17 protein-coding genes and 1 tRNA gene are annotated in these 16,163 nt (G+C 64.5%); 6 read left to right on the forward strand and 12 right to left on the reverse strand.

Annotated elements, in window-relative coordinates:
- Positions 1–58 precede the first annotated feature (58 nt).
- Positions 59–1,207: a GTP cyclohydrolase II RibA gene (gene ribA / locus AUL31_RS13620; RefSeq protein WP_244489411.1), complete on the forward strand. Its 1,149-nt coding sequence runs from the start codon at positions 59–61 to the stop codon at positions 1,205–1,207.
- Between the two features lie 7 nt (positions 1,208–1,214).
- Here the strand turns inward: ribA and AUL31_RS13625 are convergent, their stop codons facing one another.
- The 4 genes from AUL31_RS13625 to AUL31_RS13640 all read right to left on the reverse strand — a co-directional run bounded on the left by AUL31_RS13625 (position 1,215) and on the right by AUL31_RS13640 (position 4,071).
- A complete protein-coding gene (locus tag AUL31_RS13625; protein WP_060607497.1) occupies positions 1,215–2,189 on the reverse strand; it encodes an alpha/beta hydrolase in 975 nt (324 codons plus the stop codon).
- Between the two features lie 61 nt (positions 2,190–2,250).
- Positions 2,251–2,445, reverse strand: coding sequence for a hypothetical protein (locus tag AUL31_RS20515; RefSeq protein ID WP_060607499.1), 195 nt, complete (start codon positions 2,443–2,445; stop codon positions 2,251–2,253).
- A 135-nt stretch (positions 2,446–2,580) separates the two neighbouring features.
- Positions 2,581–2,964, reverse strand: coding sequence for an ester cyclase (locus AUL31_RS13635; protein WP_060607502.1), 384 nt, complete (start codon positions 2,962–2,964; stop codon positions 2,581–2,583).
- Between the two features lie 45 nt (positions 2,965–3,009).
- The gene (locus AUL31_RS13640) at positions 3,010–4,071 is read right to left on the reverse strand and encodes an SDR family oxidoreductase (RefSeq protein WP_060607505.1); all 1,062 of its coding nucleotides are present in this window, start codon (positions 4,069–4,071) and stop codon (positions 3,010–3,012) included.
- A gap of 97 nt (positions 4,072–4,168) precedes the next feature.
- On the opposite strand from AUL31_RS13640, the gene AUL31_RS13645 reads away from it, so the two are divergent.
- On the forward strand, positions 4,169–4,561 hold the full coding sequence (locus AUL31_RS13645; protein ID WP_060607509.1) for a winged helix-turn-helix transcriptional regulator: 393 nt from the start codon (positions 4,169–4,171) through the stop codon (positions 4,559–4,561).
- Between the two features lie 91 nt (positions 4,562–4,652).
- On the opposite strand, the gene AUL31_RS13650 is transcribed toward AUL31_RS13645, so the two are convergent.
- Both AUL31_RS13650 and AUL31_RS13655 read right to left on the reverse strand, forming a co-directional pair.
- Positions 4,653–5,345 (reverse strand): RDD family protein, encoded by a 693-nt coding sequence (locus AUL31_RS13650; RefSeq protein ID WP_060607511.1) that lies wholly within the window; start codon positions 5,343–5,345, stop codon positions 4,653–4,655.
- A 315-nt stretch (positions 5,346–5,660) separates the two neighbouring features.
- A tRNA-Pro gene (locus AUL31_RS13655) sits at positions 5,661–5,737 on the reverse strand.
- A 14-nt stretch (positions 5,738–5,751) separates the two neighbouring features.
- Here AUL31_RS13655 and AUL31_RS20350 point away from each other — a divergent pair.
- Both AUL31_RS20350 and AUL31_RS13660 read left to right on the forward strand, forming a co-directional pair.
- Complete coding sequence (locus tag AUL31_RS20350; RefSeq protein WP_143190226.1) at positions 5,752–6,051, forward strand: hypothetical protein; 300 nt, start codon at positions 5,752–5,754, stop codon at positions 6,049–6,051.
- Positions 6,052–6,174: 123 nt separating this feature from the next.
- Positions 6,175–6,384, forward strand: a complete 210-nt coding sequence (locus AUL31_RS13660) for a hypothetical protein (protein WP_060607514.1) — start codon at positions 6,175–6,177, stop codon at positions 6,382–6,384.
- A 74-nt stretch (positions 6,385–6,458) separates the two neighbouring features.
- Here the strand turns inward: AUL31_RS13660 and wrbA are convergent, their stop codons facing one another.
- On the reverse strand, positions 6,459–7,058 hold the full coding sequence (wrbA, locus tag AUL31_RS13665) for an NAD(P)H:quinone oxidoreductase (RefSeq protein WP_060607517.1): 600 nt from the start codon (positions 7,056–7,058) through the stop codon (positions 6,459–6,461).
- A gap of 143 nt (positions 7,059–7,201) precedes the next feature.
- Here wrbA and AUL31_RS13670 point away from each other — a divergent pair, with 143 nt between their 5' ends.
- Together AUL31_RS13670 and gpt are read left to right on the forward strand one after the other, a co-directional pair.
- On the forward strand, positions 7,202–7,942 hold the full coding sequence (locus tag AUL31_RS13670) for a competence/damage-inducible protein A (protein ID WP_060607521.1): 741 nt from the start codon (positions 7,202–7,204) through the stop codon (positions 7,940–7,942).
- 75 nt (positions 7,943–8,017) lie between these two features.
- A complete protein-coding gene (gpt, locus tag AUL31_RS13675; RefSeq protein ID WP_060607523.1) occupies positions 8,018–8,512 on the forward strand; it encodes a xanthine phosphoribosyltransferase in 495 nt (164 codons plus the stop codon).
- Between the two features lie 71 nt (positions 8,513–8,583).
- On the opposite strand, the gene AUL31_RS13680 is transcribed toward gpt, so the two are convergent.
- From AUL31_RS13680 to AUL31_RS13700, 5 genes are all read right to left on the reverse strand, one after another.
- The gene (locus AUL31_RS13680; protein WP_060607526.1) at positions 8,584–10,386 is read right to left on the reverse strand and encodes an NAD(P)/FAD-dependent oxidoreductase; all 1,803 of its coding nucleotides are present in this window, start codon (positions 10,384–10,386) and stop codon (positions 8,584–8,586) included.
- Positions 10,387–10,576: 190 nt separating this feature from the next.
- Complete coding sequence (locus AUL31_RS13685; RefSeq protein WP_060607528.1) at positions 10,577–12,472, reverse strand: sigma-54-dependent Fis family transcriptional regulator; 1,896 nt, start codon at positions 12,470–12,472, stop codon at positions 10,577–10,579.
- A gap of 100 nt (positions 12,473–12,572) precedes the next feature.
- Positions 12,573–13,259, reverse strand: coding sequence for a CBS domain-containing protein (locus tag AUL31_RS13690; RefSeq protein WP_159439805.1), 687 nt, complete (start codon positions 13,257–13,259; stop codon positions 12,573–12,575).
- Between the two features lie 67 nt (positions 13,260–13,326).
- Positions 13,327–15,282, reverse strand: a complete 1,956-nt coding sequence (gene fhuB, locus AUL31_RS13695) for a Fe(3+)-hydroxamate ABC transporter permease FhuB (protein ID WP_060607534.1) — start codon at positions 15,280–15,282, stop codon at positions 13,327–13,329.
- Positions 15,279–16,157 carry an ABC transporter substrate-binding protein gene (locus tag AUL31_RS13700; protein WP_060607538.1) on the reverse strand — a complete coding sequence of 293 codons (879 nt, stop codon included), beginning with the start codon at positions 16,155–16,157 and terminating at the stop codon, positions 15,279–15,281. Before AUL31_RS13700 ends, fhuB begins: the two co-directional genes overlap by 4 nt.
- Positions 16,158–16,163: the final 6 nt, after the last annotated feature.

A 16,163-nucleotide genomic window follows, 5' to 3' on the forward strand; every position in this document is an offset into this window, starting at 1 on the left:
GCGTGCGGATGGGCCATATAGGAGCGAAGGCCACAATGCAGTCTGCGAGGCATCCTGCGTGAATATCGACAAGGCCCCCGTTACGGGACGTGATGTCGGCAATCTGGTATTCGGCTCGCCCGGCACGCTTCGTGCCGAGCGTGGCGCAGCCGAGTTGCGTGCCGGCCGCCCGGTGGTTCTGCGGCAGGAAGGATCGCGGGTCGCGGTCCTGGCGCTGGATGCCGCCAGCCCATCCATCTACGAGGCGTTCCTGGCCGCGACCGATGGCGATGCGTGCCTGTACCTGACGCCGCCACGGGCAGCGGTGCTTGACCTCGACGCTCCGCAGGGTGCGCTGATACCGGCCCGCGCAAGAGATCATGACAGCATCTGCAAGCTCGGTTACATGCGGGGCGCCGATGCGCCTGCCGAGTGGCGCGCGGCGACACCCCTGATGCAGGAGGCCGCAGCTCTGGCACGGCTGGCGCTGCTGTTGCCGGCGGTTCTGGTGGCCGTGATCGGCGAGGGACCATCGCTGTTCGATGCCTGCGCGCAAGTAGAGCCCGGAGACATCCAGGAAGGGTTCTCCACCGCGGCGCTCGACTTCCGCGAGGTGGCCCGGACGCCGGTGCCATTGAAGGATATCGGCGATGTCGTCTTTACCGTCTTTCGGGGTGGGTTCGCACAGCGCGACCAGCTTGCGCTGATCGTTGGGGAGCCCGATTTTTCCCGCAGCGTCCCGGTGCGGGTTCACTCCTCGTGCATCACGGGCGATCTTTTCGGCTCGCTGAAATGCGATTGCGGCGATCAACTGCGCGGCGGCCTTGCAAAGCTGAAGGCGCTGGGCGGCGGCGTTCTTTTGTATCTGGATCAGGAAGGGCGCGGCACCGGCATCGCCTCGAAGATGCGCGCCTATGGTTTCCAGCATCAGGGTCTGGATACGGTGGACGCCGACGCGGAACTGGGTTTCGGTGGCGACGAGCGGCGCTATGAGGCGGCGGTCTCCATTCTGCGGCAACTCGGCATCGGCTCTGTCCGGCTGCTTACCAACAATCCCGCCAAGATCGCCTATCTGCGCGGCAGCGGCATTGTGGTGGATGAGCGCGTGTCGGTAGAAGGCGAAGTGACACGGCAGAACGAGGGTTACCTGCGCACCAAGGTAAACCGCTCCGGCCATCTGATGGATGTGGATGCCCTGCCGCGCAAGGATAGCGACGCGGCAGGCTGAAACCCGGTCAGTGTGGGGCGGACCCGCCCCATTGCCCCTGTATGAAGCGCAATCCATCCTGGATGGTCACGCTCCACAGCGGCCAGACGTGGTCGCCGTCGGTAATGCGGAACTCGATGGGGCGATCATCGGCCTTCATGGTTTCGTACAAGGCGATCGCTCCGCGCCACAGCTTGTGGCTGTCGTCGTCGCCCACCGTCACGTACAGCGCGGGCAGGGTGTCGCCGGCCTCCAGGCGGTCTTCCAGCAGCGTAAAAACGTTCAGGCTGTTGTAGCGCCGGCCGTCGAAGGGGGAGCCGTAAGCCTTGCCGAAGTAAGGGGGCACCGGCGGCAGATCCACCCCCTCGGTGACGTCAGTCGGATCGGCGTGGTGGAAATAGGTGCTGTCGATGATGAGGGCCATCGCCTCCGGCGCAAGGTCAAGCTGATCCTGCGGAATGTTCTGCCACAGGCCGGGCGACAGCGCGACGGAAGCCACATAAAGCTGCGGGTGGGCCAGGGCCAGGCGAAGCGCACCGTAGCCGCCCATCGACAGGCCGGCTATGGCGCGTCCGCCGCGATCCTTTCGCACCTCGTACCGGGTTTCCACCGCCTGCAGCAGATCGCGCGTTATCGCCGTCTCGTAATTGCCGGGGCCGCCGACATCGGCCGAATCCACATACCAGCTATCGCCAACGCCCGGCATGACCACCAATAACGGGTCGATCTCGCCGGATCCGATCATCCGGTCCAGGGTTGCCTGGATGTCGCCGAGGTCGCGCCAGCTCGTTTCGTCGCCGCCATGTCCGTGCAGAAGGTACAGCACCGGCCAGCCGCCGCTCGGCGGTGGGCCATCCGGCTGGTAGACAAGGGCCGGAAGAGCGGCCGACAGGGCCGGGCTATCGAACCGTTCGGCCGACATCCGGCTTGCCGCCATCGCGCCATCCATAACGCCGGATACGATGCCTGCCGCGATGGCCGCTATGCAGAATGCGCGCTTCATCTTCCGCCCCCGCTTTTGTCGTGAGGGGCAATATGGCGCAGCGTGCCGGGTTGGGCAGCTCTTACGTCCGGCGAATGCTGGGGGCCATGTCGTCGCCATAGGCGGAGACCGCATAGAATGCGGCCTTGACGACATCCTTGCGGCTGGCGCCGGGATGGACGGCCTGCACCTGACGGATGATCTTCTTGCGGGATTTGCCGGGCCGCGCCACCCGAACAAGCGTCGCGGCAATATCGAAAAGCGCGTCCTGGGCCACGCATATAACCTTGGGTTGTTTCGTCGGCTCCGCATAACCGCATTCTGTTACACGCGTATGACACGGGGGGCGCCCCGCCGGGCTGCTAGCGAACTGCCGGGATTGGCGGTTCGCTAGTAGGCATTGCCAGCAGCGCTATCGGGCAATCTGATCTTCGATGGCGGCCTTATCGATGACGGAGAACACGTCGGCGATCTTTCCGTCCTTTACTTCGTAAAATACATTCTCCGCGAAGGTGATGCGTCGGCCATCGATCCTGAGGCCCAGGAAGTCGCGTCTTGGCGCGCAGTCGAACATTAGCCTGGCACCGATAAGGGGAGGGTCGCACGCCAGACGATCGATAACGAAACGCAGGTCCGGGATGTCCTCGAAATCCTGGATCAGCATCGCACGGTAACCGTGAAGCCCTAACGGCCGACCATTGTGTCTGGCATCGTCGGATACATACTGCCCGAGTTCATCCCAATCCTGGCGGTTCAGACAATCGATGTAAGCTCGATAAAAGGCATGCAGTGTCATGGTGCGCCGCTCCGTTGAATGCCCCGGTCGATACGGGCGCACCCTTTATGGAATAAGACGATCAGACCTAAGCCGCTGGAAAAGGTCGAAGAAGGCGTCGTCGGTGGCTCGGTAGTCGAGAAAGCCAAGACGCCGGCTCTTGCTCATGTCAGTGACCACTTCGATGGGGCGGCCAAGGTCCGCATCCGTGTGCCAGGGCGAGGCGAGGCGCGAGAGGTCGGGCTCCACCAGCCCATCACGCTCCGCGATGCGCTGCCAGACTGCCGCATCGTCCTGCATCTGCTTCTCCAGCGGCAGGATCGTCCCGTCGAATGGTGCTGGCGCAAGGCCGAACCAATCGGCAATGCGGCCCCACATCCAGCTCCAGCGGAAGACATCGCCATTGACGACATTGAATGCCTCGTTCGCCGCGGCGGGCGTGGTCGCCGCCCACACGAGATGGCGCGCAAGTTGGCCGGCGCCGGTCATGTCGGTCAGCCCGTTCCATTGCGCAGCCGACCCGGGGAAGCGGAACGGGCGTCCCGTTTCGCGGCACAGCGTGGCGTAGACCGCCAGCGTCGTGCCCATGTTCATGGCGTTGCCGACCGCTTTGCCGATGACCGTGTGCGGACGATGGACGCTCCAGGTGAAGCCGTCCTGTTGGGCAGCCTCAAAAACCTCGTCCTCCTGCGCATAGTAGAAGTTTGCGACGTCCAGCCGCTCCTGGGTTTCGCGGAAGGGCGTCTCGGGCAGGGAGCCTTTTCCGTAGGCTTCGAAGGGGCCGAGGTAGTGCTTCAGGCCCGTCACCAGTGCCACGTGACGAACGGATCCATTCGGCCGCAATGCGTCCAGCAGGTTGCGCACCATACCGGCGTTGACGCGGATATTCTCCTTCTCACTGTTCTGGCGTGCCCAGGTGGTGATAAAGACCGCGTCGGGCTTAAGGCCATTCAGGGCGCTCGCCGTTGCCGCGGCGTCCTGAAGGTCCACCGGGACAGGGTGAACGCCCGTCTGCTCAACCGGCCGCCTCGCAAGCCCATGGACAATCCAGCCGTCTCTTGTGAGAAGGTCGGCAGTCGCGCTGCCGATGATCCCGCTTGCGCCTACAACCAATGCCGTCTGTGTCATGCCATCATCCTCTACGTTGCAGCGGGAACTAGGATGGCTTGCGGAACCTGTCCAGACGGCACCATTTGGGGACGTAGGAACCAGAAGGTATCTACCCATGAAGCCGGGAACGCCCGACCAGGAATGGCGCGAGGACTGCGCGCCGCGCCGAGTGCTTGAACTCTTTTCCACCAAGTGGACCAGCATGGTGCTGCATACGCTTCATGTGCGCCATGGCGGCACGGTGCGCACCGGGGTTCTTTTGCGCAGCCTGCCCGGCATCTCCAAGAAGATGTTGACCCAGACGCTGCGCGAGATGGAGGAAAGCGGCCTTCTGACGCGCCATGAGCAGGGCACGGTGCCGCCGGCGGTGGAGTACAGGCTGACCGAGCTTGGACAGCGCTTCGTCGAGCCTGTCGAGAAACTCTACGAATGGGGACGCGCAAACGCCGATGCGCTGGATAGCTTGCGACCCCGTCGGTCTTCGCGTCGGGATAAGCAGGCCCTTTGAACTTGGCGCCTCCCGCGCGTTGTCACGTCAGGTATCAACGCGGCTGGTCAGTCAGCGGATTGGCCCATCGCTACGACCTTTGGTCCTGCCTTTATACTTCGGTTAGTACGAATGCCAGCCACATGACGCCGACGTAAAGCGCCAGCGTGAAGAGCATTGCTGCCTTCCGGCGCCCCTCGTGGATAGGGTTCATGTCCATCCTGGCAAAGCCGCGATCGTAGCGGGCTGGGCGGTTTGCCGTCACCTCCTTGTAATTCATGACCATCGTGATGATCCCGATGACGAGCATACCGAACGCTTGTCCAAAGAAAAGGACACGGAATTCACGGTTCAGATTCCAGGCGAAACCCTGCTTGCGCTGCGGATCGATGGGGTATGCGCGAAGGCCGAACAACGCCTTCCCGATCGAGTTTCCAAACACGGTGATGACCAACGCATTGGCGAAGACGCCGAGTGCTAGGCACATAGTGCCGAGGGAGTGCGAGCTCGCGTTCTGAAGCGTGTCAGCCAGTTGGGTCGAAATGAATGGCGTTGTCATGAAGATCGTCGCGGAAGATACCAGCGGCCAGATAAGCATGTCGATCTGTCTAGCGCAGAAGCGTGACCACGGAGCGCCATGGGCCGTATCTGGCACGGCAGCGTCACCGGCCGGCCTCCAGACTTCGAGATCATCAAGTCGCACAGCCGTGTTCGGCCCGATCTCGTCACTGCGGACAATGGAGGATGTCTGATCCCCTGACGGCGGACCGCTGGTCCGTCCGCTCTGATCGTGAAACCTACCCATACATCCCTCAGGCCATCGGCACTGCCGCCCGAGAAAGATATGACCTAAATCATTTAACGTGTCATTCAACGGTCGTTGCTAAGCTGACTTAGGCTGACTTCAGCCGATATTGGGGAGAAACGAACGCACAAGTGAGGCTATGCAACGGCCCTGGGTACTGCCCAGGAAGCGTTAAACAGCAATCCGGTTACGAACCGGTGGCGCGCACGATGCAATGCGTTCTTGCGCACTGCGACAACCATAGGGCACGAGCTTGTCACCCATGTCTTAGGTACGGTCTGTGACCCGTGTCTTCAGGCTGTACAAGTGCTTGGATGGTCGGAGCGAGAGGATTCGAACCTCCGACCCCCTGAACCCCATTCAGGTGCGCTACCAGGCTGCGCTACGCTCCGACGGGCGAAGCTCTATGAAATCTCGCGCCACAGCGCAACCGATTTCTGCCTTTGAAAAGGAAACGCCCGACGACCTCTCGCAAATTGTATCCGTTGGTAATGCAATCGGACCGATTGGCCTGTACAGGTTGTCGCACCCCATCATCGAATGTCTGATGGCCGACAAAACTCCGGACAGCTTGCGGCGGTTAAAAATTGATTACGGGGCACTGCAGGGGCAGGCCGCGGAAGTGAACAACACTGGAATTATACGTAGATCGGCGCAACTGAAACATGGATATACATGGGCCAGAAAAATTATAATCGGTTTATGAAAGTGTCATCATTCGGCGGCCTGTAAAAAAGACGCGAGGACAGGTTTCGGTGCTTGTGTTTTCGCCGCATTGGCCTCTACAATCAGTAGTAGAGGGTGTCGGGGGCAAGCGAGGGAGACGACCATGACTGGCAGTGACCGTCCTGCGTTTTCCGGCGCCGTGCCGGAGGATTTCATCTCCGAAAGAGGGTTCGCTTCGGAAAGCGCATCCGGCCTGATTCTGCGGCTGCAGGACAGCAATCGCGCCCTGGAAAATCTTCTGCACGCATTGGAGCGGGACGAATCCACGAGCCGTTCCCCGCGCTTCGAACCCGACGCCTACCCATTCGTCTGACTGCGGCTGAGTGCGGCAGGCATGAAAAAGGCCGGCGCGTGCCGGCCTTTCTGCTTTGTGTCGGCGGTGTGCGTTCAGCCGGCGATCTTGCCGGCGATCTCCGCGATATGGCGGCCCTGGAAGCGGGCGCCTTCCAGCTCGATTTCGCTGGGCTGCCGGGAACCGTCGCCACCGGCGATGGTCGTTGCGCCGTAGGGCGACCCACCGACGATCTGATCCAGCGCCATCTGTCCGGCGAAGGCATAGGGCAGTCCGACGACAACCAGGCCGTGATGCAGGAAGGTCTTGTGCATCGACAGAAGGGTCGCCTCGTTGCCGCCATGCTGGGTCGCCGACGAGGTGAAGGCGCCGGCAACCTTGCCGAACAACTTGCCGGCTGCCCAAAGGCCGCCCGTCCTGTCCCAGAAGGACTGCATCTGAGAGCTCGGATTGCCGAAGCGGGTGGGGGCACCGACGATGATGGCGTCGTATGCGGGAAGGTCTTCGGGCTTTGCCTCCGGGTGCGCCGAATCCGTCATGAAGCCGGCGCCGGCGACGACTTCGGCCGGCGCGGTTTCCGGAACCCGCTTGATGTCCACTTCGGCACCGGCGCTGGCAGCGCCTTCGGCCACGGCGCGCGCCATGGCTTCGATATGGCCGTAGCTGGAATAATAGAGTACCAGAACCTTGGTCATGCATCTTCCCTTCGGTTGGCCCGGAGGCCGTTGTTGCTGGCCGTATAGATACGTGATTGCACAGACATGCGTTAGGCGGGATGCAGAGACGCACTGTCTACAGCGGTTGACCGCCTGACCCGGCGGGAAAGGAAATTCCGGCGATGGCCCAGACTGCTTCCATGCTTGCGATCGGAGACGAACTCCTGTCCGGCCGGACCAAGGACAAGAACATCGCGCACCTGGCCGATGTCATGACGATGGCCGGCATCGACCTCAAGGAGGTTCGCATCGTGGGTGACGAGCCGGAAGAGATCGTCGCCGCCGTCAACGCCTTGCGCGCCCGCTACGACTATGTCTTCACCTCGGGCGGCATCGGCCCCACCCATGACGACATGACGGCCGATGCCATCGCCGCCGCCTTCGAGGCGCCGATCGGCTATCACCCGCAGGCCTATGCCCTGATGGCGAAGCATTACGAGGCGCGGGGAATGGAGTTTACCGAGGCGCGCAAGCGCATGGCCCGGACGCCGGAGGGCGCCAGCCTGATCGACAATCCCGTTTCCGTGGCGCCGGGCTTTCATATCGGCAATGTCTATGTGCTCGCCGGCGTGCCGGCCGTTTTCCAGGCCATGCTGGAAAAGATCGTCGCCGGCCTGCCGCAAGGCCCGGTCGTGCTGTCGGCGGCGGTGGAATGCCCCTTCGGCGAGGGCGATATCGGCGGCCCGCTGGGCGAGATCCAGAAGCGGCATCCCGATGTCGTCATCGGCTCGTACCCAAAGTTCGACGGCGCGCGCTACAGCACCGAACTTGTCGTGCGGTCTCGTGATGGCGAGGCGCTTTCGCGCGCGCGGAGCGAGGTCGAGGCGATGCTGGCAGACCTGGCGGCCAGCCGCTCCACGTGATGTCCCGCCCGTGCTTGCGGTAGGCGCGCAACCGGGCTATCGCATCGCCCTTGGAAAGATCGGAGCCATGCAGACATGACGAGCGAAAAGTCCTTTCCCGTTTCGTGGGATCAGTTTCACCGCGATGCGCGCGCGCTCGCCTGGCGGCTGGCCGGGGTGCGTGACGACTGGAAGGCCATCGTCTGCATCACGCGCGGCGGGCTGGTGCCGGCCGCCATCATCGCGCGCGAGCTTGGCACGCGGCTGATCGAAACCGTATGCGTGGCGTCGTACCACGACTACGAGACACAGGGCGAGTTGAAGGTGCTCAAGGGCATATCGCCGGACCTGACGGGCGACGACGGCGACGGCGTGCTGATCGTCGACGATCTGACCGATACCGGAAAGACGGCGGCACTGGTGCGCTCGATGCTGCCCAAGGCCCATTTCGCCACCGTCTACGCCAAACCCAAGGGCCGCCCGCTGGTAGATACCTTCATTACGGAAGTGTCGCAGGACACATGGATATTCTTTCCGTGGGATCTGGGGCTGACCTTCCAGGCGCCGATTTCCAAGGGCGTGGCCGGCTGACACGCCAGGCGCGGTAAAGCCGCCCGCCGCGCCCTTTGGCACGGCAGGCGGCTATGACCTGCTTCACCGCGTCAGGCGACGTGGTGGGGAGGGTGCAGGCCGTATACCGGCGTTTCCAGGCCAATCTGACGCGCCTTCAATTGCAGCGCCAGATATTGAGAGTAGTGCCGCGACTGGTGGAGATTTCCACCGTGGAACCATAGGGCTTCCTGCGCGGTGGGCTTCCACATGTTGCGCTGCTCGCCTTCCCATGGGCCGGGGTCTTTCGGAGTGGCGGAGCCAAGGCCCCAGCACTTGCCGACCGCATCGGCCACCTCCTGCGAGATCAGGTCCGCAGCCCAGCCATTCATCGATCCGTAGCCGGTGGCATAGACGACCAGATCGGCCGGCAGTTCGGTGCCGTCCTTCAGCACCACCGCATCCTCTGTCAGATGGCTCACGTCGGAGCCCGACTTCAGCTTGATGGATCCGTCGATGACGAGATCGCAGGCGCCCACATCGATGTAATATCCGGACCCGCGCCGCAGATATTTCATGAAGAGGCCGGAGTCGTCCGCGCCGAAATCCAGCATGAAGCCGGCCTTCTCCAGCGCCGCATAGAAATCGGCGTCCTGCTGCCGGATCTTGTCGTAGATGGGTATCTGGAACTCGTGCAGGATCCGGTAGGGAATGGAGGCGAAGATCAGATCGGCCTTGCGGGTGGTGACGCCGTTGGCCAATGCGCGCTCGGAATAGAGATCGCCCAACCCATGCTCCATCAGCGAGTCCGAGCGGACGATGTGGGTGGACGAGCGCTGGACCATGGTTACGTCGGCGCCGGCTTCCCAAAGCGCGGCGCAGATATCGTGCGCCGAATTGTTGGAGCCGACAACGACGACGCGTTTGCCCTTGTAGGCATCCGGGCCGGGGTGCTGCGACGAATGCTGCTGCTCGCCCCGGAACAGGTCCTGGCCGTCGAAGCGTGGGATATTCGGCTTGCCGGACATGCCCGTGGCCAGAACGAGCTGCCTGGGACGGAGGGTCGTTTCCTGTCCGTCGCGTTCCACGACGACCGTCCAGGTGCCGTCCGCTTCGTCGTACCGGGCGCTCTTTGCCGTGGTGGAGCCCCAGTAATTGAGCTCCATTACCTTCGCGTACATTTCCAGCCAGTCGCCGATCTTGTCCTTGGGCGCGAAGACTGGCCAGTTGTCGGGGAAGGGGATGTAGGGCAGATGGTCGTACCAGACCGGGTCGTGCAGGCACAGCGACTTGTATCGCTTGCGCCAGCTATCGCCCGGCCGCTCGTTGCGCTCCACGATCAACGTGGGCACGCCGAGCTGCCGCAGCCGGGCGCCGAGCGCGATGCCGCCTTGCCCGCCACCGATGATGAGGACATCCGGCTGCACCTGGCGCCCGAGGGTCTCCACTTCCTTTGCCCGGCGCTCGGCCCAGCTCTTGCGGTTGCGGTCGTGCCCATGCTCCGCACCCATGGGGCGCTTGAGCCCCTTCGGCTCCTCGTGGCCCTTCAGTTCGGTCAGCGTGGTCAGCAGAGTCCATATCAGCCCGCTGCGGATGCGCACATGCCCCACGCCGCGCCCCACCTTCGTCTCGAACGCGAACCATCCGTCGGTTACGCCGTCGTTTTCCGAGGCTTCCCATTCGCTGTCCTGCACGAAGCCGCTCGGCTGGATGGTGGGCAGTTGGGCCTTCAGCATGTCGCGGATCGCGTCATGCCCCTCCGCCGTATCGATGTTCCAGGTAAAGGCGACGAGATCCCGCCAGTAACAGTCCATCTGGAACAGGTTGACGGCGGCGTCGATATCGCCTTTCTCCAGCGCCGCTCCAAGCTTGGCAAGAACGCTGTCCACCCGCGTTGCGGGGCTGTCGTTCAGCATAGTCATCTCCTCCAATTCAGTGCGGTCGTTGCCGCTTGATGGCCGGCCCTTATAGCCGGTCCCGATTGCCGCAAAGACGTTGCAAGCGGCATGCCAAAGCGTTGTCCGGCAGAGAAGGCGGGCTCTTTGCGCTGGCGGCATCGCAAAACCGTTGCAGGACGCCACACCTGTTGCGCAACACGACGCGCCGCTAGTGCGGCCGCGCTACCCCAAGGCGCCGCATCCGGCGGTGCAGGGTCGTTCGGTCCACACCAAGGGAGCGCGATGCCAGAGAGATGTTCCAGCCCGTATCTCGCAGTGTGGCGTACAGGCGCTGCGCCTCGTCCTGTGGCGCGGCAGAATGGACGCCAGCGCGTTGCGCCAAGGACGGCGGAAGATCTTCGATGCCGATTTCGCCGGCCTCTGCGACAGTGCCGGCATAGGCCAGTGCGTTAGCCAGCTCCCGGATATTGCCGGGCCAATCATGTCGGCGCAGTGCCTCTCGTGCCGCATTGGACAGGCGTGGTGCCGCCGGGCCCAGCAGCCGCGTAACCAGCCAGTCGAAGTCTGTCCGCTCGCGCAATGGGGGAAGGTCCAGTGCGGCGGCGTTGAGCCGGTATAGAAGATCCTGCCTGAACCGGCCGGCGGAAACGAGGTCGGCGAGGTTTCGGTTGGTCGCCGACAGGATGCGGATATCTACGCTTCTTGTGTCGGATGTACCAACGGGCTGCACCACCTTTTCCGAAAGCACGCGCAGCAGACGGCTCTGCAGGGCAAGCGGCATGTCGCCGATCTCGTCCAGAAACAGCGTTCCGCCATCGGCCTCTTCCACCAGCCCGCGGCGCGCCTTGCCGGCCCCGCTGAAGGCGCCGGCGGCGTGGCCGAACAACTCGGATTCGATCAGGCCCTCCGGGATGGCGGCGCAATTGATGGCGATGAAGCGCCCCTGGCGGCCGGAGGCGGCATGAATGGCGGCGGCCAGCACCTCCTTGCCGGTGCCGGTTTCTCCCTGCAGCAGGATGGGCAGCGTCGATGGGGCCAGTTGCCGGGCCACGGCGCGCAGCCTGTCTATGCGCACATCGCTGCCGCCTATGCCGTCCAGCGCGGAGGCGGCCGCCTGCCGGGCCGGCGGGGCGCTCTGGGCGGGCGAGGCGGCCGATTTCCACCGCGTCGGCGGCTCTATCGCATGGGCGAAGACGATGCTGCCGTCGCGGCAGCGCAACAGCCGTTCGTGGGCCGGCCTGTCCCGCGTCAGATCCGGCAGGCCGTCTATTCCGATGTGGAAGAACCGGTCGAGCCTTTCCCCGATCAGGCCCGGCAAGGCAGCGCCAGCCTGGCCGATGCTGGCGCCGAGAAGGCTGGCTCCGCGATGCGTCATGCCGCAGACGCGGCCGGCGGCATCCACGGCGATGGCGGCATCCGGATCGACGTCCAGAAACTCCGGCGATTGAGAAAAGCGCAGCACCCAGTTGCGCCGCTGCGAAGCCATCAGATTGGCCAGCTCGATCCGCCGGGCGGTGGCCGTGACAAGGTGCAGCGCCAGGTTCTGGCTGACCTTCGGCGTCGGTGACGACAAGAGGGAAATATCCAGGACGGCGGCCAGGCCGCCCAGCCCATCGTAGATCGGCGCGGCAGTGCAGGACAGCGGCGTATGGGTCAGGTCGAAATGGTCGTCCTGATGGATGGTCAGGGCTTCGCCGGTGGCCAGGCAAGCGCCGATAGCGCAGGTGCCGGCGCGCTCCTCAAGCCATTCGGAGCCAAGATACAACCCGGCGCGGCGCAGCCGATGGTCGAAATGCGGATCGCCCATGAACTCCACCGTCACGCCCTGCATGTCGGACAGAAGCAGCACGTAATTCTGGCCGGCAACCTGCGCATAGAGGCGTTCCAGCCCGGACCGCGCGATATGGACGAGCTCTTCGGATTGCTGCCGATGTTCCTTCAGCCGGGTTTGCGGCACGATGACGGCTTCGCAGGCGGCTGCGGGGTCCAGGCCGTGCCGTATCAGGCAGCGCTGCCAGGATTCCACCACGAAGCCGTCCCGGCCCGTTGCATGGCCGCGGCTGGCAAGCTCGATCTCGCGTGCATGTTTCGATCCGGAGACGATGTGTGATCCGCGCCGCCTCCCAACGGCACGCTCCCCTGACAGTTTCTCCCGCGAGGGAGCTTAGATCAAGGCGGACCGTCCCGTCCATCGCAAAGGACCGTCAGCTCCAGGACACGTCCACGCGGGTGGCATCCTCGATGCCGCGCACCTCGGCCATGCTTTCGGCCGCCAGACGCAGGGCAAGACGCTCGCGCTGGCTGGACAGGTTGCCGCTGTAGTAGACGATCCCGTCCTCCACCCGTACGTTCTCGTCCCGCAGATAGAACCAGGGCTGGCGCCTCAGATCTTCCATCAGGCGCCTGCGGATCTCCTCGTCGGAGATCGGTTCGGGTGCGCGGCGCCCGGCCTTGTGTATCGCCTTCAGAATGTCGGATCGGGTGACGATGCCGACCGGGCGCAGCTTGTCCAGTATCACGATGGAGCGGATCTTGCGGGCGACCATCTCCGCAACGATATCGGCCATATCGGCGTCCAGCGGCAAGGTGCGGACCTTCGACGACATCATGTCGCCGGCGACATTGGCGTGGCTGCGGATGTAATGCTCCAGCATCTCGCGCGGGTTCTTGCGATCCCATGACCACCAGTTGGCCGGCAGCAGCGTATCGATGCTGCGGCGTACGATCAGATCCGTCGTGGTGACGATGCCGATGAGGTTGCCGGCATCGTCGACCACCGGCAGCGAATTGAACCCATTGTCCAGAAGGATCGCCGCCACATCGGCCACGGGCATATCCGGCTTTATGGTCGTTATGGGCGAAACCATCAATTCGGAAGCCTTCATCGGCATGGGTGTGTCCTCCTGCATTTCTCGATTCATGTGCGGATTGTAGCGCGAGTCCCATGAAGCGTCCGCTTCACCTTCGGCTTATCAGCGCCACCAGATATACCCCGCCGATCAGCGACGCGAAGAGGCCTACCGGCATCTGGTACGGAAAGCCGATCATGCGGGCCAGCCAGTCGGCTCCCGCCAGCATGATCGCGCCGATCATCAATGCGGCGGCCGCCTCCTGCAGCGGCCGGGAAAAGCGCATGCGCCGTGCGATATGCGGCCCGATCAACCCGGCAAAGGATAGCGGGCCGACATGCAGCGTGGCGGCTGCGGAGGCGAGGGCGGCCAGCACCAGCATGGACCCTGTGGCCCGCCCGGCCGGCATTCCGAGGGCGGTTGCACCCGCCCGCCCCAATGGCAGGATTGCCAACCACCGGGCGATGAACGGCAGCGGCAGCAACAGCAGAAGCGCACTGGCGACGGCGGCGACGCCTTGCATCGGCGTCGACGACTGGATCGCGCCGCTGAGCCATTCCAGCATCTGCATCGCCTCGGGCCCGCCATCGGAAATGACGGCGGTTACCGCCGCGCCGGTACAACTGCCGAGGGCGACGCCGGCCAGCAGCAGCCGCTCCGGGCCCCCGGCATTGCGGGCCGCGAAATACAGGATGGCCAGTAACGCCAAAGCGGAGCCGAAAAGCGTTGCCGCAAAGCGCAGAGATGGCGAAGGCATCTCCACCATGATCAGGACGGCGGCGAGGCCGAGGCCGGCGCCGGAACTGATGCCCAGCACCTCCGGGCTTGCCATCGGGTTGCCTGTAATGCGCTGGAGGAGGTAGCCGGACAGCGCCAGCAGTGCGCCGCTGCCTGCCGCGACCGCAAGGCGCGGTGCGCGGAATGGCAGAAGCTCAAACAGCGTGTCGCCGGTGGCAAAGGCCCAGCCGGTACCGGTGCGCCCGACGCACAGGGATATGGCGATGACGGCAACAAGCACGAGAGCCAGTGTGGCCAGCATGGCTTGCGGGTGCGGGCTGCGGCGCCGCTCCATGCCGGTGTCGGCCGGTTGCAGCCCAAGACGCAGCCGGGGCAGGGCCCACAGAAGGATCGGGCCGCCGATCAGCGCCGTGAACGCGCCCGTTGGCAGAAGGTCCCGTCCACCCGTCGTCATGGCGAGAACCAGCCCGTCGGCGATGGACAGAAGCAATGCGCCGGCCAGCGGCGAAAGCAGAAGCTGCTGGCGCAGCGTGCGCGCACCGCAGGCCCTGGCCAGCGCCGGAGCGGCAAGGCCGATGAAGCCTATGATGCCGACGAGCGCGGTGACGGAGCTTGCCAAAAAGACGGCCAGCGCCAGTGCGGCCAGGCGTGTGGCTCCGACGCCGACGCCCAGGCTGCGGGCGCTTTCCTCCGCAAGGCCCAGCACCGTCAAGGGCCGCAGCATCAGTGCCGCAAGCACCACGCCGACCGCCAGGCGGATGCCCAGCGTGATCGACGGCAACCAGCTTTCCTGCGACAGTGTCCCGCCGCCCCAAATGAACAGCGATATGACATAGTCGCCATTGGCGAGCGTCAGCGCCGCGCTGAGAGAGGCCACGACCAGTGACAGCAACAGGCCGCTCAGCACCGTGCCGACAGGCTCCAGCTTGCGCCGCCAGTTGAGCGCCACGATCAGCCCCAGCATCAGGCTTCCGCCGGCAAAGGCCACCGCTTCGCGCCCCGTGGCCAGTGCAGCCGGCAGATAGAGTGTCGCCAGCGTCAGGGCGAGTTGCGCGCCCGCGGCGACACCGAGCGTGGAAGGATCGGCGATGGGATTGCGCAACACACGTTGCAGCAGCAGGCCGGACAGGCCCAGCGCCGCACCCGCCAGAAGTGCGATGGCACCGCGCGGCAGCACCGTGGCATGAAACAAGATTGCCTCGAAGCCGCCGGCTTGCGCGGCGCGCCATGCCGGCACGGCCTCCAGCAGAAACAGGGCAAGCGCCAGGGCCCCGGCGGCAAGCCAGGGCATGGGCGTCAGCGGCGTGTCGTCCGGGCTGCGCGTCATCCCCAGGTCCCGGACAGTGCCGCCTCGAACAGCCGCGTGAACCGCCGGGCGGTCGGCAGGCCGCCGAAGGCGTTCATCGGGGGCAGGATATGGGCGCGCCCGGCCGCAACCGCTGGAATGGCGTTCCATAGGGCGCTGTGCGGCAAGGCGGCCGCGGCGTCCGGCGGCACCGGGCCGACGACCACGATGATGGCATCCGGCCGCTCTGCCATCGCCTCGATGCCGATGGGGGCGGAGGCGGCATAGCGCGTGTTGCCGGTGAAGGCGTTGGTAAAACCGATATCGGCCATGACGCTGCCGAACAGGGAATCCGGCCCGAACACCCGCACATGCCGGGCATCGCCGAGATTGACGAGATAGACGGGCCTTTGGGCGTGGACCGCAAGCTTGTGCCGGCTGGCTGCGATCAGCGCCTTCGTGCCCGCGATATAGGATGTCGCGGCTTGCGTGCGCTGAAGATCTTCCCCCATGCCCTGCATCGCCGCTTCCACAAGGTCCAGCGGCCGTTGCCCGCCGCCGAAGATGGGATAGGAGCGTATGGGCGCGATCCGCGCGATCTGCGGTTCGGCCCAGGCATTGAAGGGGGAAATGTAGATGAGGTCCGGGTGGACGCTCGACAGAAGCTCGAGGTTGAACGAGCCGCGCAATCCGAGGTCGATGACGCTTTGTGGGACGTCCGGCTCCACCGCCAGACGCCGGAAGAGAACCAGCTCGACGGCGGCGACCGGCGTAACGCCGAGCGCCAGGATCGTTTCCAGAAGCGCCCAGTCCAGTACGGCGATGCGCCCGGGCACGGTTGCCGCCGCACCGGGCGGCACCAGGGCAAGGGTTGCCAGGCCGGCCATGAAGCCGCGCCGGTCAAGCGCGGCGGTCATGCCTTA

The sequence above is a fragment of the Aureimonas altamirensis genome (assembly GCF_001463885.1).
GTDB classification, from domain to species: domain Bacteria; phylum Pseudomonadota; class Alphaproteobacteria; order Rhizobiales; family Rhizobiaceae; genus Aureimonas; species Aureimonas altamirensis.

What these genes read in the sequence shown, in the direction of transcription:
- AUL31_RS13625 (WP_060607497.1), bottom strand. Translation starts at nt 2,189, where the DNA reads ATGAAGCGCGCATTCTGCATAGCGGCCATCGCGGCAGGCATCGTATCC.
- AUL31_RS13635 (WP_060607502.1), bottom strand. Translation starts at nt 2,964, where the DNA reads ATGACACTGCATGCCTTTTATCGAGCTTACATCGATTGTCTGAACCGC.
- AUL31_RS13640 (WP_060607505.1), bottom strand. Translation starts at nt 4,071, where the DNA reads ATGACACAGACGGCATTGGTTGTAGGCGCAAGCGGGATCATCGGCAGC.
- AUL31_RS13645 (WP_060607509.1), top strand. Translation starts at nt 4,169, where the DNA reads ATGAAGCCGGGAACGCCCGACCAGGAATGGCGCGAGGACTGCGCGCCG.
- AUL31_RS13650 (WP_060607511.1), bottom strand. Translation starts at nt 5,345, where the DNA reads ATGGGTAGGTTTCACGATCAGAGCGGACGGACCAGCGGTCCGCCGTCA.
- AUL31_RS20350 (WP_143190226.1), top strand. Translation starts at nt 5,752, where the DNA reads ATGAAATCTCGCGCCACAGCGCAACCGATTTCTGCCTTTGAAAAGGAA.
- AUL31_RS13660 (WP_060607514.1), top strand. Translation starts at nt 6,175, where the DNA reads ATGACTGGCAGTGACCGTCCTGCGTTTTCCGGCGCCGTGCCGGAGGAT.
- wrbA (WP_060607517.1), bottom strand. Translation starts at nt 7,058, where the DNA reads ATGACCAAGGTTCTGGTACTCTATTATTCCAGCTACGGCCATATCGAA.
- AUL31_RS13670 (WP_060607521.1), top strand. Translation starts at nt 7,202, where the DNA reads ATGGCCCAGACTGCTTCCATGCTTGCGATCGGAGACGAACTCCTGTCC.
- gpt (WP_060607523.1), top strand. Translation starts at nt 8,018, where the DNA reads ATGACGAGCGAAAAGTCCTTTCCCGTTTCGTGGGATCAGTTTCACCGC.
- AUL31_RS13680 (WP_060607526.1), bottom strand. Translation starts at nt 10,386, where the DNA reads ATGCTGAACGACAGCCCCGCAACGCGGGTGGACAGCGTTCTTGCCAAG.
- AUL31_RS13690 (WP_159439805.1), bottom strand. Translation starts at nt 13,259, where the DNA reads ATGCCGATGAAGGCTTCCGAATTGATGGTTTCGCCCATAACGACCATA.
- fhuB (WP_060607534.1), bottom strand. Translation starts at nt 15,282, where the DNA reads ATGACGCGCAGCCCGGACGACACGCCGCTGACGCCCATGCCCTGGCTT.
- AUL31_RS13700 (WP_060607538.1), bottom strand. Translation starts at nt 16,157, where the DNA reads ATGACCGCCGCGCTTGACCGGCGCGGCTTCATGGCCGGCCTGGCAACC.